This is a genomic window from Streptomyces europaeiscabiei, from assembly GCF_001550375.1.
GTDB lineage: Bacteria > Actinomycetota > Actinomycetes > Streptomycetales > Streptomycetaceae > Streptomyces > Streptomyces europaeiscabiei.
In genome coordinates this window covers 1-14085 of sequence record NZ_LRTR01000183.1, presented here as the reverse complement: position 1 = coordinate 14085, position 14085 = coordinate 1, and the positions used below count along the sequence as shown (strand labels likewise).

At 71.2% G+C, this 14085-nt stretch carries 12 protein-coding genes; 4 read left to right on the top strand and 8 right to left on the bottom strand.

What is annotated here, in order from left to right:
* Both AWZ10_RS09040 and AWZ10_RS09035 read left to right on the top strand, forming a co-directional pair.
* The coding region (locus AWZ10_RS09040) for a protein phosphatase 2C domain-containing protein (RefSeq protein WP_060890825.1) at positions 1-637 on the top strand (637 nt) is incomplete at its 5' end.
* A 70-nt stretch (positions 638-707) separates the two neighbouring features.
* Positions 708-1868, top strand: coding sequence for a hypothetical protein (locus tag AWZ10_RS09035; RefSeq protein ID WP_060890824.1), 1161 nt, complete (start codon positions 708-710; stop codon positions 1866-1868).
* 273 nt (positions 1869-2141) lie between these two features.
* Here the strand turns inward: AWZ10_RS09035 and AWZ10_RS09030 are convergent, their stop codons facing one another.
* The 6 genes from AWZ10_RS09030 to AWZ10_RS09005 form a co-directional block, all read right to left on the bottom strand.
* A complete protein-coding gene (locus AWZ10_RS09030; RefSeq protein ID WP_060890823.1) occupies positions 2142-2735 on the bottom strand; it encodes a hypothetical protein in 594 nt (197 codons plus the stop codon).
* Positions 2736-2952: 217 nt separating this feature from the next.
* Complete coding sequence (locus AWZ10_RS09025) at positions 2953-4512, bottom strand: vWA domain-containing protein (protein ID WP_060890822.1); 1560 nt, start codon at positions 4510-4512, stop codon at positions 2953-2955.
* Positions 4509-5699: a toxic anion resistance protein gene (locus AWZ10_RS09020; RefSeq protein ID WP_060890821.1), complete on the bottom strand. Its 1191-nt coding sequence runs from the start codon at positions 5697-5699 to the stop codon at positions 4509-4511. Before AWZ10_RS09020 ends, AWZ10_RS09025 begins: the two co-directional genes overlap by 4 nt.
* Positions 5700-5720: 21 nt before the next feature.
* The gene (locus AWZ10_RS09015; RefSeq protein ID WP_046708592.1) at positions 5721-6794 is read right to left on the bottom strand and encodes a substrate-binding domain-containing protein; all 1074 of its coding nucleotides are present in this window, start codon (positions 6792-6794) and stop codon (positions 5721-5723) included.
* Between the two features lie 276 nt (positions 6795-7070).
* A complete protein-coding gene (locus tag AWZ10_RS09010; protein WP_046704010.1) occupies positions 7071-7472 on the bottom strand; it encodes an SCO4983 family protein in 402 nt (133 codons plus the stop codon).
* A gap of 214 nt (positions 7473-7686) precedes the next feature.
* Positions 7687-8898 (bottom strand): pyridoxal phosphate-dependent aminotransferase, encoded by a 1212-nt coding sequence (locus AWZ10_RS09005; protein WP_046704011.1) that lies wholly within the window; start codon positions 8896-8898, stop codon positions 7687-7689.
* A gap of 287 nt (positions 8899-9185) precedes the next feature.
* Here AWZ10_RS09005 and AWZ10_RS09000 point away from each other — a divergent pair, with 287 nt between their 5' ends.
* Positions 9186-10088, top strand: coding sequence for a S1 family peptidase (locus AWZ10_RS09000; RefSeq protein WP_046704012.1), 903 nt, complete (start codon positions 9186-9188; stop codon positions 10086-10088).
* Positions 10089-10100: 12 nt separating this feature from the next.
* Here AWZ10_RS09000 and AWZ10_RS08995 read toward each other — a convergent pair whose 3' ends face one another.
* Both AWZ10_RS08995 and AWZ10_RS08990 read right to left on the bottom strand, forming a co-directional pair.
* Positions 10101-11720, bottom strand: coding sequence for an N-acyl-D-amino-acid deacylase family protein (locus tag AWZ10_RS08995; protein WP_046704013.1), 1620 nt, complete (start codon positions 11718-11720; stop codon positions 10101-10103).
* Between the two features lie 92 nt (positions 11721-11812).
* Positions 11813-13102 (bottom strand): amino acid deaminase, encoded by a 1290-nt coding sequence (locus AWZ10_RS08990; RefSeq protein ID WP_046704014.1) that lies wholly within the window; start codon positions 13100-13102, stop codon positions 11813-11815.
* 141 nt (positions 13103-13243) lie between these two features.
* Here AWZ10_RS08990 and AWZ10_RS08985 point away from each other — a divergent pair.
* The coding region (locus tag AWZ10_RS08985; RefSeq protein WP_060890820.1) for a sugar kinase at positions 13244-14085 on the top strand (842 nt) is incomplete at its 3' end.

Here is a 14085-nt window from a genome sequence, read left to right as displayed (position 1 = left end):
CCGGTCGGAGGAGGGCGCGCGGCTCGCGGTGCAGCTCGCGACCGAGCACTTCACACGGCGGGCCGAGGCGGCCGTGGAGGTGCGGCCGGGGGAGGCCGTGCACGAGCTGCTGCGGGACGCCCTGCACGACGTGAGCAAGGACTTCCTCGACCGGACCGGCGCCGACGCACAGGACTTCGCCACGACACTCACGGTGGTGGTCCTCGCGCCCGGCTGGATCGGCCACGTCACCGTGGGCGACGGGTTCGTCGTCGTACGGGCCGGGACGGAGGACGGGGAGCGGCAGTTCCATCTGCTGCCGCAGGCCGCGGCGGCGAGCGAGTACAGCAACGAGACGGTCTTTCTGACCTCGCCGGACGTGGCGCGCTGGACCCGCACCGAGTGCGTCGCGGACGACGGGGTCGACGGGGTGCTCCTGTCCACGGACGGGCTCGCCCAGGCCATGCTCAACCGGTCGGCCGACGGAGCCCAGTCCCCGAACACCTCGTTCGCCGACGCCGTCTTCCGCTCCCTCGACACCGCCCCCGAGGACGACCGCGACCCCAACCTGGCCGCCCTCCTGCGCTCCGACCGCCTCACCGCCCTCAACGCCGACGACAAGACCCTGCTGCGGGCCGTGCGCACCCACCGGCGATGACCGCTCCGCACACGGCGCGCCCGCTTCTGCGCGGCGACGAACGGCCCAACGAACACCCGGAGGTACGGCCATGAGCGGCCGCACGGTCTTTCTCGACGGTAGGCGGGTCACTCTGGCCGAGTTGCCGCTGAAGGGCGGTGGGCAGGCGGCGGTGTTCCCGGTGGAGGGGGACACGGGGATCGTCGTCAAGATCTACCGGGACACACCCGGGCCTGACCAGGAGCGGCGGCTGGCCCGCATGCTCACGATGTCCCCGCTGGCCGCCCGCCCGACGGACGCCAACCAGCCGCCCGAGCTGGCCTGGCCCACCGCGATCGCCCGGGGCACGAACGGCGAGTTCCTCGGCTACGCCATGCGCCGCTTCGGCGAACCCCAACACGTCCAGCTGGTCGGTTTGTTCACCCGCGTCCAGCGCCTCAAGCTCTTCCCGGACCGCGCCGACTGGCGGTTCCTGCTGGGCGTCGCCTGGAACCTCGCCTTCATGACCGCCCGTATGCACTACGACAACCTCGTCATCGGCGACTTCTCCAGCAGCAACGTCGTCGTCGACGCCAACGGCTTCGTCACCTTCCTCGACTGCGACTCCATCGCCTTCACCGACCCGGTCACGGGCGAACTCTTCCCGTGCCTGATGCACACCACCGACTACTCGTCCCCCGAGCGCCAGGCGGGCGGCCCCGCGACCCGGCAGAGCGACGACTTCGCCCTCGCCGTCCTCGTCTACCAACTGCTCACCGCCGGCAACCACCCCTTCGGCGGGGTCCCGCACGAGAGCGCCTCCGAGTCGACCGTCAAGGACAACATCGCCGCGAGCTGCAGTTACGTCGTCCGCCCCGAGCGGGTCACCATCCCGCGCGGCACCATCGACCCGTCCGTCCTGCCGACCGACATCCTCATCCTCGCCAAGGCCGCCTTCGGACCCGGCGTCCAGAACCCCGACGCCCGGCCGCAGGCCGAGGCCTGGCTCCGCGCCCTCGACAAGGAACGCGGCGAGGTGCGCGCCTGCACGGTACGGCCCCTGCACACCTACGGCTCCCACCTGCCGACCTGTCCCTGGTGCACCCGGGCCGCGGTCACCGGCCACGACGTGTTCAACGGCCCCCGCCCGACGTCGGTGCCGGTCCCACCGCCCCCGCCCGGCCCGCCCCCGTCGCCGTACGCGGCGCTGAAGGTGCTGGCCGTGGTAGCGGGGGTGGTGTTGCTGATCGTGATCCTGACCAGCGTGGGGTGAGAGTTGCGGACCGAAGGGGTGGATGGGTGCGTGGGTGGGTGCGGCTCCGGTGGGGCTTCTCGCGCAGTTCCCCGCCCCCGAAAAGCAGGGGCTCCGCCCCGTCGCTTTCGGGCCACGCCGGCCCGTCGTCTTCCAGGCTCGCGGTGCCGATTGTCTTTCAGGACTGCGGGGCCGTGGTCTTTCAGGCCGGCAGGGGCCCGGGCTTTTAGGGGCGCGGGGAACTGCGCGAGAAGCCCCACCGGGCCCGCACCCGACAACCGACCCCGTGCCTCCTCAACCCGACCGGTCCTCCAGATACCGCGTATGCGATTCCTGCCGACGGGCCTCCGCGTCACGCAGAGTCGCCGCAAGACGCACCAACTCATCCTGTAACACCCCGAGTTGCTGTTCGAGGTGCCGCTCCGGCGGTTCCGTGCCCGGCGTCAGACGGCTCCACCAGCGGGTGCGTACGAAGGTGTCGACGGCCTCGGGAACGTCCTGCCGTACGGCCCGGGAGAGGGCGTGGATGCCCTCGGGGTCGCGGGCCAGTACCTCGGCGACCCAGCCGGGGGCGAGGAGGGCCGTGAGGAGTTCGGTCAGCTCGGTGAGTCGGCCGGACGCGGCCGGCGGCAGCTCGATGTCGGTCAGGTACGCGCGCAGGGTGCCGAAGTCGGTCCGTAGCTCGTCCAGTTGGGCGGAGGGGTCCGGGAAGTCCGGCAGCGGGGGGCGCTCCGGCGGGGCGATCAGCGCGCCCGCGCCGTACAGCCCGACGACCACGACCGGCCAGTACGGTCCCGCGACGCCCGCGAAGGTCAGCCCGAGCCCGGCGACCCCGAGCGCGCTGCCGGTGAGGTTCTTGCGGGACTCGATGTACGCGAGGAATCTCATGGATCTACCTCTGATCTTGGCCGGTGCTCCGCCTTTCAGAGCGGGGGTGAAGGCCATCTTTGGGGCGGAGGCGCGGAGCGCCGGAGTGCTCCGCGCCTCCGGGGTGACGGTCAGATGGGGCTCTGTTCCGGGAGGGCAGTCGTCAGGCGCGCGAAGCGCGTCAAGCCCGCTGCCGCGAGGTAAGCGGGACTCTCCCGGCTGCAGCCCGGAGAGCACTTCACTGGTAGCCACGGATCTCCTCGAAGGCGCCGTCCAGCGAGCCCTGCCGGGCGTCGAAGAGACGGCCGCCGGTCAGGTCGGCGATGTGCTCCAGCTCGCCCTTGTCGGAGTCACCGAAGAGGATCGGGAAGACGGGGATCTGCTGTTGATCGGCGGGCAGTCGACGGTAGAACTCGTCGAAGTCGGCGGGGCTCGCGCCCTCGGTGTTCTCGCCGTCCGTCATCAGCACGATGGAGGTGAAGGTGTCCCGGTCGGCGGTGCCGAGATGCTCGTACGCCTTCCGCAGCGAGGTGTAGATGGCGGTGTCGCCGTCGGCGGACAGTTTCCGGGTGTCGGCGCGGATGCCGTCGAGCCCGGCCTTCGGGTCCCCGGGCTGTACGACATGTGTGCGCACGCTCTTCACGTCCGAGCCGAACGGCATCAGCGTGACCTCCTCCCGGTCCCGGAAGTCGCCGGTCAGCTCGGTGAGCGCGGTCTTCAGCCGGTCGAGGCGGTCGCCCTCCATCGAGCCCGAGGTGTCCAGGACGTACACGGTCCTGGAGGGGCGGCGCAGCTCGTTCTCGTACGCGTCGAGGAGGCCGTCGGCGACGGACCGGCTGCCGGGGAAGGGGAGTTCGCGGCGGCGCGTGGTGTCGAGGCCGGCCGCGGGCGGGACGGAGGCGACGACCGGGCGGCGCAGGGTCTTCTCGGTGATCAGCCGCTGGATGCCCGGGGTGCGCAGGGCGTCCGTGAGACGGCGTACGTCGTCCCGGACGTCCCCGCTCGTGGACGCCAGCGAGGAGAGCGGGTAGTCGGCGGTGACGACCCCGTCGCGCGGCCGGATCACCGTCAGGCCCTTCCTCCCCTTCAGTACCGACTCGTAGTTGAGGAGCGCGTCGATGTCACCGCGCCGGTCGTACGCCGCCGCCAGCCAGCCCGACGACCCGGACGTCAGCTTCTGCCCCGTGAAGAACTCCTTCAGCCGGGGCGTCGCCCGCGCCACGTCCGCGTCCGTGAGCGCGGCCTGGGCGTCGGAGAGGCCCGACGCCACCGAGACGAGCGTCGAGAAACCGGAGTGGGAGCGGGACGGGTCGGTCATGCCGTACGTCAGCTTCCCGTCCGCCACCGCGTTCTCGATGTCCGACCAGGTGACGTTCTCCGGCTTCCACCCCAGCTTCCGTACGGTCTCGATCTTCACACCGATCGCGACCGGACTGGACATCACCGACGTCTCGGACACGACCTGCTTCGCTGCGTCCGGGCGGAGCCGCAGGTAGTCGTTGGAGGAGAGCCAGACGGCGTCGTACGCGCCCTTCGCCCGCGACTCGGTGAGCAGTTCGACCGCGTCGAGCGTGCCCATGTAGGTGGGCCGGACCTTGATCCCGGTGTCCTTCTCCACCTGCTCCAGCACCGGCTTCATGTCGGCGAGTTCACTGGAGGCGAGGACGCGGAGGGTGCCGGGGACGTACGTGGTCGCCTCGGCCGGATCGGGCTGCGCCCGGTTCGCGGCGGTGCAGGCGGTGGCCAGGAGGGCGAGGGCGGTCGCCGCGGCGACGGCCGTCGCCTTACGTGTTCTCATCCGAGGCCCCCTTCCAGTGCTCCCCGGTTCCGGCTCCGCTCCAAGTACTGCGTGGCGTTCTGGAGTTCGGAGGTCAGGGACTCGACGGTCGCGGCCATGGTCTCCGTGGCCTGCACCTTGTAGGTGTCGATGGCGTCGAGGGTGCGGTAGATCTGCTGGAAGGCCGAGCGGAGCGTCTCCGCGCCGACGGCCGGGTCGGCGGCGATGCGCTGGATCTCGCCGGTCTGGGTGGCGAGCATCTCGGCGTTGCCCCGGATGAGGTCCTCGGTGGTGCCGCGCAACGCGTTGACCTGGTCGACGACCTTCTTCTGGTTGTCGAGGGCGGAGGCGAGCATCACGGAGATACGTAGCGCCGAGACCGTGGTCGTGGCGGCCCGGTCGACGCCCTTGATCAGCTCCTCGTTGTTGCGCCGTACGACGTCCATGGCCAGATAGCCCTGGGCGCAGACCGCCAGCTGGGTGAGCAGGTCCTGGTGCTTCTGCCGGACGGGGAAGAGGACGTCGGCGCGCAGGGTGTCGCCCTGCTGCGGATCGGCCCCGTCGGTGTGCGTCCGGATGTGCGCCTCGACAGCCGTGTCCAGGGCCTCCGTGAGGACGACGTATTCCTGGAGCTTGCCCATGGTCTCCCACAGCCGGACGCGTTCGGTCTGCAACGCGGCGTTGTCGCGCCGCAGTTCGTCCTGCCCGCCGCGCAGCGACCCCACGATCCTGTTCAACGTCCCCTGCGCGGAGGCGTACTTGGCGACGTGGTCGCGCAGCTTGTTGCCGCCGGGCAGCCGGGACAGGAACTTGCGTCCCCTGCTCGCCGCCAGGTCACGCGGGTCCAGGTCCTCGACCACTCGCCGGAGTTCGACGAGCGAACCGCCGACCTGCGACTGGGCGTCCCCGCCCTTGCTCGGCAGGCTGCGCACGGTCCGCTCCAGCATCCGGTTGGACTGCGCGGCGGCGGTGCGCATCTCGCCCGCGCCGAGCGAGGTGATCTCCCCGACCCGGCCGGCGAACTCCGGGGAGCGCGCGTCGAGAGCGGCGAGCCCCCGCACGTACTCCTCGGCCTTGCGGGCCATGTCCGTCCGCACGGATTCCTCGACCGGCACGAGCCCGCCGGCCTTCTCCCGGGGCACGGCGGCGACCGGCTCGGGAGGGGTGAGAGTGAAGGTGGTGTCGCCGCTGCTGTCTTCGATGGTCATGTGTCGTGTTCCCCCGTCGTCCTACTGGCCCCTGGCCCGGCGCGCCATCTCGTGCAGCACCTCGGAGGTGGGCACGGGCGCCTGCCGGACGGCAAGCTTCCGCATCAGATAGGTGGTGTGGCCGGCGGTCGCCGACGTGAACTCGGTGGCCGTGCCCTGCGGCCGGAACCCGTGCCGGGCGGCCAGTTCGCGCAACTTCGGGTCGGTGCCGAGGAGTTCGCCGAGCGCGCGGCCCTCGGCCGTGACCGGTACGACGGTGTGGTCGCTGAAGACGGTGGTGTCCGGGTAGAGGACGACCATGTCGTCGATGCTCTGGCCCGCCGTGAGCAGGGCGGCCACCTGCGACTCGTAGACGAGTACGAGCGGGTTGCCGACCCCGCTGACGAAGTCGCGGAAGGCCGCGTCGGTGCTCGGCTGCTGGGCGCCCTGGACGCTGATCAGCTCGTGCATCAGCGGCGCGGTCCGGTCCAGGTCCGCCTTGCTCGCGACCACCCGCCCGCCGTTGGCGACGTTGGAGGCGGCGGCGAGGTAGAGCGCCCCCGAGCTGGAGGTGGTCGGATCGGTGGTGGCGATGTACAGGAGCCCCAGCAACTCGCCGTACTTGTCGGCCCCCTTGAGGTCCTGCCACGTCCGGCCGGCCTCGGCGGCCCTCAGATACGCGCCCATGTCGAGGACGCCCCGGCTCTTGTCGAGCGTGGCGAGCCCGTTCTGCCGCAGCACCTCGGCGGCGTCCCGGTGGGCGACCACGACGAGGGGCGAGTAGAAGGGGCGCGGCAGCGGCTCACGGACCTTGTACTTTGCGGCCAGTTCGTCGGCGGGTGCCTTGCTGGACGGGAACGCGAAGTCGTACCCCTTCAGATCCAGGCCGTCCATGGCCCAGGATCCCGACGTCTCCGTCCTCACGGTGTAGCCCTTGGCGGCCAGGGCCTTCACCACCTGCGGGTCGGCGAAGAACTCCGCCTTCTCCGACCCGATCACTCCTCGCACGGTCTTCGTTGCCGTGCTCGTGTCCCCGGTTTCCCGGCCTGCCACGACGGCTGCCACCACGCCGCCGATCAGCAGTACCGCGAGGACGATTCCTGCGATTCGTCTCACACGGGGAGAGTGCTCCCGGAACCCAACGTTCCTCGGCGTCACGGGTGAACGGGAGGTGAAGCGGTGGTCCCGGAACGCAACGGACGGGCTCCGCCGGGCCGGGGGAGCCCGGGGGTTCCGGTGTGGGGTGGGTGCGGGTCCGGTGGGGGCTGGTCGCGCAGTCGCCCGCGCCCCTTGGCGGCATGGGGCGCGCACGGAGTCTTTCCGGGGTGCGGGGACCTGCGCGAGCAGCCGCAACGCACCCGCAGTCGCCCGATCGCAGTCGGCCCCGAGCTGTCAGGCGCTCAGGGGAACACCTGCGTGCGCGTCCATCCGCTCCGCTGCCAGAATCGCGGACGCGGTATCCGCACGGGACGCCGCGACGACGAGTGCCCGCCCGGCGAGCGCGTGGGCGCGAAGGTGAAGCGCGGCGACGTCCCCCGCGCCCTCGCCGGCAGCGGAACGCGCCGGCGCAAGTCCGCCCCTCAACCGGGTGACCTGCGTGGCCAGCGCCTCCGCGGCGACGTCGAGGTCGTCGGAGGGGGCCAGTGCGCGGAGCTCGTCGGTCGCTGCCAGCAGGGCCGCCAGATGACCCGCGAGCTGGATGTCCAGCTCTTCCTCACGCGAACGGTGAGGGAAGTCGGAGGAGGTCGTGCCGGCCATCGTGTGGACCGATTTGGTGCGGATCGGCTCGTACATGGGATGGCCTCCAAGCTCTCGGACGACCACTCTACCTTAGATTTCGTCTAAAGTTGAGCGAGATCCGAAAGCCCTGGTTCGCCATGCTCGCCGTGCGGTGTCACGCCCGCCGTGCGGTGTCACGCCCGCCGTGCGGTGTCACGCCCGCCGTGCGTTGTCACGCCCGCCGTGCGTTGTCACGCCCGCCGTGCGGTGTCACGCCCGCCTGGCGTTGTCACGCCTGCCCGTATCCGTCCAGGAAGTTCCCGATGCGGGTGATCGCGGACCGGAGATCACCCACCGTCGGCAGGGTGACCACCCGGAAGTGGTCGGGCTCGGCCCAGTTGAACCCGGTGCCCTGGACGACCATGATCTTCTCCTGCCGGAGCAGGTCGAGGACCATCTGACGGTCGTCCTTGATCTTGAAGACGTTCGGGTCGAGGCGCGGGAAGAGGTACAGCGCCCCCTTCGGCTTCACGCACGAGACGCCGGGGATCTGCGTGAGCAGCTCGTACGCGAGATCCCGCTGCTCCTTGAGGCGCCCGCCCGGCAGGACCAGGTCGTCGATCGTCTGGCGCCCGCTGAGCGCGGCGACCACCCCGTGCTGACCCGGCATGTTCGCGCACAGCCGCATGTTCGCGAGGATCGTCAGGCCCTCGATGTAGGAGTCGGCGTGCGCGCGCGGCCCGGAGATGGCCATCCAGCCCACCCGGTAGCCGGCCACCCGGTACGCCTTCGACATGCCGTTGAAGGTGAGGGTCAGCAGGTCGGGGGCGACCGAGGCCGTCGGGGTGTGTGTGGCGTCGTCGTAGAGGATCTTGTCGTAGATCTCGTCCGAGCAGACGAGGAGGTTGTGGCGGCGCGCGATGTCCGTCAGGCCGCGCAGCATCGCCTCGTCGTACACCGCGCCCGTCGGGTTGTTCGGGTTGATGATGACGATCGCCTTGGTGCGGTCGGTGACCTTCCGCTCGACGTCCGCGAGGTCCGGCATCCAGTCGGACTGCTCGTCGCAGCGGTAGTGCACGGCCGTACCGCCGGACAGGGAGACCGCCGCCGTCCACAGCGGGTAGTCCGGGGACGGTACGAGGACCTCGTCGCCGTCGTCGAGCAGGCCCTGCATGGCCATCACGATCAGCTCGGAGACGCCGTTGCCGATGAAGACGTGCTCGACGTCCGTCTCGATGCCGAGGGTCTGGTTGTGCATGACGACGGCCCGGCGCGCGGCGAGCAGTCCCTTGGCGTCGCCGTATCCATGGGCGCTGGACACGTTCCGGAGGATGTCCTCCAGGATCTCGGGCGGGCACTCGAAGCCGAAGGCCGCCGGATTGCCGGTGTTCAGCTTGAGGATGCGATGCCCTGCCGCCTCGAGCCGCATCGCCTCCTCGAGCACCGGGCCCCGGATCTCGTAACAGACGTTGGCGAGCTTGGTCGACTGGATCACCTGCATGTCCGTGAGCTTACGGCCCGGTAACGCGTTCCGGGTCGTGTTTTCCACCACGTGGGACGGCCGCTATACCCCGAATTGCCCCGTCGGCGTCCTGCGGACCCGGACGGGTGTCACCCGTTCGGGCCCCCTGTCCGCCTCGTGTCACCCCGGTCGTGCCGCTTGGCCGAAGATCGTGCGGCCGGAACCAACTCCTTGCTCGGTCATCACCCGGCCTTCACAATGCGCATGACAAACTGCGGGTGGCCGGAAGATCTTCTGTCACCCATGTAGCAAGAGGGGACCCCCACATGAGAAAGCCTCTCGTCGCCTCGCTGTTCGCCCTGGTGATCACCGGAGCGGGCGCGGCACCGGCGATCGCGGCACCGGAGCCCGCGGCGGCGCCCGTGAAGACGGCGGTCGGAAGTGTCGTCGACACGGCGAACAGGACCGTGGCCGACCTCGCGGCCCCGGCGGTCCAGGCCGTCAACTTCGCCGGCACCGTCTCGCTCAGCAACTGTTCCGGCTCGGTCGTCCGGATGCCCGCCTCCGAGGACAACGACCCGGCGCTGGTGATGACCAACGGCCACTGTCTGGAGAGCGGCTTCCCGGACGCCGGCGAGGTCATCGTCGACCAGGCCTCCACCCGCACCTTCGGCCTGCTCAACTCCGCCGGTACCCGCGTCGCCACACTCCGCGCCAGCAAGATCGCCTACGGCACGATGACCGACACGGACATGGCGGTGTACCAGCTCACCACCACGTACGCGCAGATCAAGAGCTCGTACGGCATCGACGCCCTTGTCTACGACACCGCCCGCCCGGCCGTCGGCACCGCCATCACGGTCGTCTCCGGGTACTGGAAGCGGACCTACAGCTGCGCTGTCGACGGATACGCGTACCGCTTGAAGGAGGGAGCCTGGACCTGGAAGGACTCCATCCGCTACACCTCCGCCTGCCAGACCATCGGCGGCACCTCGGGCTCCCCGGTCCTCAACAACGCCACCGGCAAGGTCGTCGGCGTCAACAACACGGGCAACGAGAGCGGCGGGCGCTGCACCGACAACAACCCGTGCGAGGTCGACGCGAACGGCACCGTGACCGTCCGGCGGGGCATCAACTACGCCCAGCAGACCTGGCACGTCCCCGCCTGCTTCGGCGTGGACAACAAGCTCGACCTCACCCGCAGCGGCTGCATCCTTCCCAAGCCGTAGCGAACGGCCTTCTCAGTCCCCGCGCCGGATCGCCCGGCCCGCCAGTACGTCCGTCCGACGGCCGTCCTCGACGACGAAACGGCCGTCGACCAGGACGTACGGGATGCCGGTGGGCAGGGTGCGCGGTGCCTCGTACGTCGACCCGGCGGCCACGGTCGCCGGGTCGAGGAGGACGAGGTCGGCGCGGTACCCCTCGCGGACGAGTCCCCGGTCCGCGAGGCGGAGCCGCGCGGCGGGGCGTGAGGTGAGGTGGGCGACGCACTCCTCCAGGGAGAGCACGCCCAACTCCCGCACGTACCGGCCGAGATAGTGCGGGAACGTGCCGTACGCGCGCGGGTGAGGCTTGTCGCCGCGCAGGATGCCGTCGGAGCCGCCGGTGTGCGCGCGGTGGGCCATGATGGTCCGCACGTTCTCCTCGTGCCCGACGTGCTGGAGGATCGTGGAGCCGAGCCGGTCCTCGACGAGCAGTCGGCGCGCGGTGACCCAGGGGTCCTCGCCGTGTGCCCTTGCCGACCGCGCGATCGTCCGGCCCACGTACGACGACAGCGCCGGTTCGGTGACGCCCGAGATCTCGATGGTGTCCCACTCGACGGGCACGCCGTGGCAGCCGTCGGCGCCGACGACCTCCAGGTGGTGCCGGACCCGTTCGGCCGTGTCGTCGTCCCTCAGCCGCGCGAGGACCGCCTCCGGACCGCCCGCGCCCGCCCAGCTCGGCAGCAGCGCCACGAGGGTCGTGCAGCCGGGGGTGTAGGGGTATGTGTCGAGCGTGATGTCCGCGCCGGCCGCGAGCGCGTCGTCGAGCAGGGCGAGCAGTTCCGGGGCCCGGCCCTCGTTCACGCCGAAGTTCATGGTGGCGTGGGCCAGATGGAGGGCGCAGCCGGCCTCGCGGGTCAGCGCGACCATCTCCGCGTACGCCTGGAGCGCGCCCGCCCCGTACGAGCGGTGGTGCGGGCAGTAGTAGCCGCCGTACGAGGCCACCACCCGGCACAGCTCGGTGAGTTCGGCGTCCTCGGCGTACATGCCGGGGGTGTAGGTGAGCCCCGACGACATGCCGACCGCGCCTTCCCGCAGCCCGGCGGCCACCGACTCCCGCATACGGTCCAGCTCCCGCGGTGTAGCCTCCCGGTCCTCCCAGCCCACGGCGAGCATACGGACCGTGCCCTGCGGGACGAGGTACGCGGCGTTCAGGGCGATGCCCTCGCCGTCGAAGCCGTGGTCGAGGCGGTCCAGGTATTCGCCGACCGAGCGCCAGGAGAAGTCGATGTCCTCGCCGTAGCCGTTCCAGCCGGTGATCGCGCGGCGGACCTCTTCGAGGGTGCGGTCGTCGACCGGCGCGTACGACAGCCCGTCCTGGCCGATGACCTCCAGGGTCACCCCCTGTGCCACCTTCGCGGTGTGCTCGGGGTCCCGCAGGAGCGCGAGGTCGCTGTGGGCGTGCATGTCGACGAAGCCGGGGGCCAGGACCAGGCCCTCGGCGTCCAGCTCCCGCCGGGCCCTCGGCCGCTGGCACCCCGCCGCGGCCGCCTCCTTGACGATCGAGGTGATCCTGCCGTCCGCGACGACCACGTCGGCGCGGTAGGAGGGGTCGCCGGAACCGTCCACGACCTCGGCGTCACGGAAGACCAGGTCCATGTGCGTCGCCTTTCGGGCTGCGGCGGGAGCGGAAGCGGTTGCCGGGCTCAGAAGCGTCGGGCTCAGAAGCGTCGGGCTCAGAAGTGTCGGGCTCAGAAGAACGTGCGGACGTAGTCCACGACCGTGCCGTCCGCCTCGACCACCGGAATCAGCTTCCACTTGTCGAACGACGTGCACGGATGCGACAGCCCCAGCCCCACCCAGTCGCCGACGTCCAGCCCGGCCCCGGCCTCCGTGCGCAGCCACGCGTGCTGGTCGGAGAGACCCGTCACGGTGATCCCCGTGGCATCGCGGACCGCGCCCGTGGCGGCGTCCCGTACGACCTCCGCGCCGGGCAGGCCGAGGTCGTACGCGGCGTCCCGCTTGCCGGCGTTGGCGAAGGCCTGGTCGGGGGAGGGGCGGGAGACGACCTGGGCCCAGAGCCGGAAGGCGGGCTCCAGGGTGCCCTCCTCGGGGACGCGGTTGAAGGGGGTGATCCGGCGGTAGTGGCCGGCGTCGTGCGAGACGTACGCGCCCGACCGCAGCAACTTCAGTACGGGCACGGACAGTTCGGGGAGCTCGGCGAACACCTCGGCCACCGTGTCGAACCAGGCGCTGCCGCCCGCGCTGACCACGATCTCGTCCAGCCCCGCGAACCGCCCCGCCTTGTCGAAGTCGACGGCCAGCGCGGTGAGCCGGCGCAGCCACGCCCCCACCCGCTCGGGGTCGGCCTGCGGCACCTCGCCCTCGTACCCGGCGACCCCCACCAGCCGCAGCGTGCCGGCCGCGGCCACCGCGTCCGCGACCGCCGCGCACTCCGCCTCCGTACGGACCCCGGTACGCGCGCCGTCACCCGCGCCCAGCTCCACGACGACGTCCAGCGGGCGGGCGGAACGCCCGGAATCCCGAAGCGCCGCGTCCATCAGTTCGACACCGCGCACGGAGTCGACGTAACAGACGAACCGGAAGGAGGGGTCCGCCGCCAGTTCGGCGGCGATCCAGCGCAGGGCCGCCGGGTCGACGACCTCGTTGGCGAGGAAGATCCGCTCGATCCCGAACTCCCGCGCCACACGCATCTGATGGGGCATGGCGAGGGTGATGCCCCACGCGCCGCGCTCGATCTGCCGCCAGAACAGCCGCGGTGCCATGGACGTCTTGCCGTGCGGGGCGAAGGCGAGGCCGTGGCGGGCGGAGTAGGTCTCCATCAGCGCCAGGTTGTGCTCCAGGCGCTCCGCGGACAGGGCGAGCACCGGGGTGGTGAAGCCACCGGTGAACAGGTTCAGTCGCCGGTCGGTCAGCTCGGCCACGGTGAGGCCGTCGGTGTCCGCCGGGAGGCCCTTGAAGCGGTGGTCGACGCGCTCCGCGGCCAGCCGGGCCAGCGCTTCGACCCTCTCGACACTCATGGGGATCCTCCCTGACGAGGTGTGTTGCAGTATATGCAACGTTCATTGCGCATGTCGCTTACCGCTGTCTAACATCCCAGCCAGCGCCGGGTCAACGGTGCCGACCCGCCCCAGCCGACGCGACGAGGAGCCTCCATCATCGTGACCTCCGACGGACTCCGTTCCCCCGACGCCGCTCCCGGCATTGTCGACGTCGTCGCGTTCGGGGAGTCCATGGTCACGTTCCTGCCCACCCGCCCCGGGCGCCTCGCCGACGTCCCCTCCTTCGACCGGGCCATCGGCGGCGCGGAGTCGAACGTCGCGTGCGCGCTGGCGGCGGCCGGGCACACGGTCCGGTGGGTGAGCCGGGTGGGGGCCGACGGATTCGGGGACCACCTGGTCGAGACGATCGGCGGACACGGCGTCGACGTGACCTCCGTGGGGCGGGATCCGGCGCGCCCGACCGGCGTGTACTTCCGCACGGCGGGGGACCGGGCCACGGACGCGCACGAGGTCGCCTACTACCGGGCTGGTTCGGCCGCCTCGGCGATGTCGGCACAGACCGTGGACCTGGCGGCGGTGCGCGCCGGACGCCTCCTGCACCTCTCAGGGATCACGGCGGCCCTGTCCGACGCCTGCCTGAACCTGCTCCGCGACCTGACGGCCCCCCGTCCGAACCGCCCCCTGATCTCCTTCGACGTCAACCACCGGCCGGGCCTGTGGCGCGCCGCCGACGGCCCCCACGTACTGCTCGAACTGGCCCGCGCCGCCGACCTCGTGTTCGTCGGCGAGGACGAGGCCGAGGAGGCCTGGGGCGTCAGGGGCGGTCCGGAGGCGGTCCGGGCGCTGCTGCCGGAGCCGGAGACCCTGGTGGTGAAACAGGGAGCGCACGGAGCCACCCTGTTCGAACGCCGGCCCGCACCGGCGGATCAGCCGGGCAGGGCGGCAGGGGGGTGTGCCGGGGGGTGTCCGCCCGCAGCGGCCGGCGTCCACCACCGGGCCGC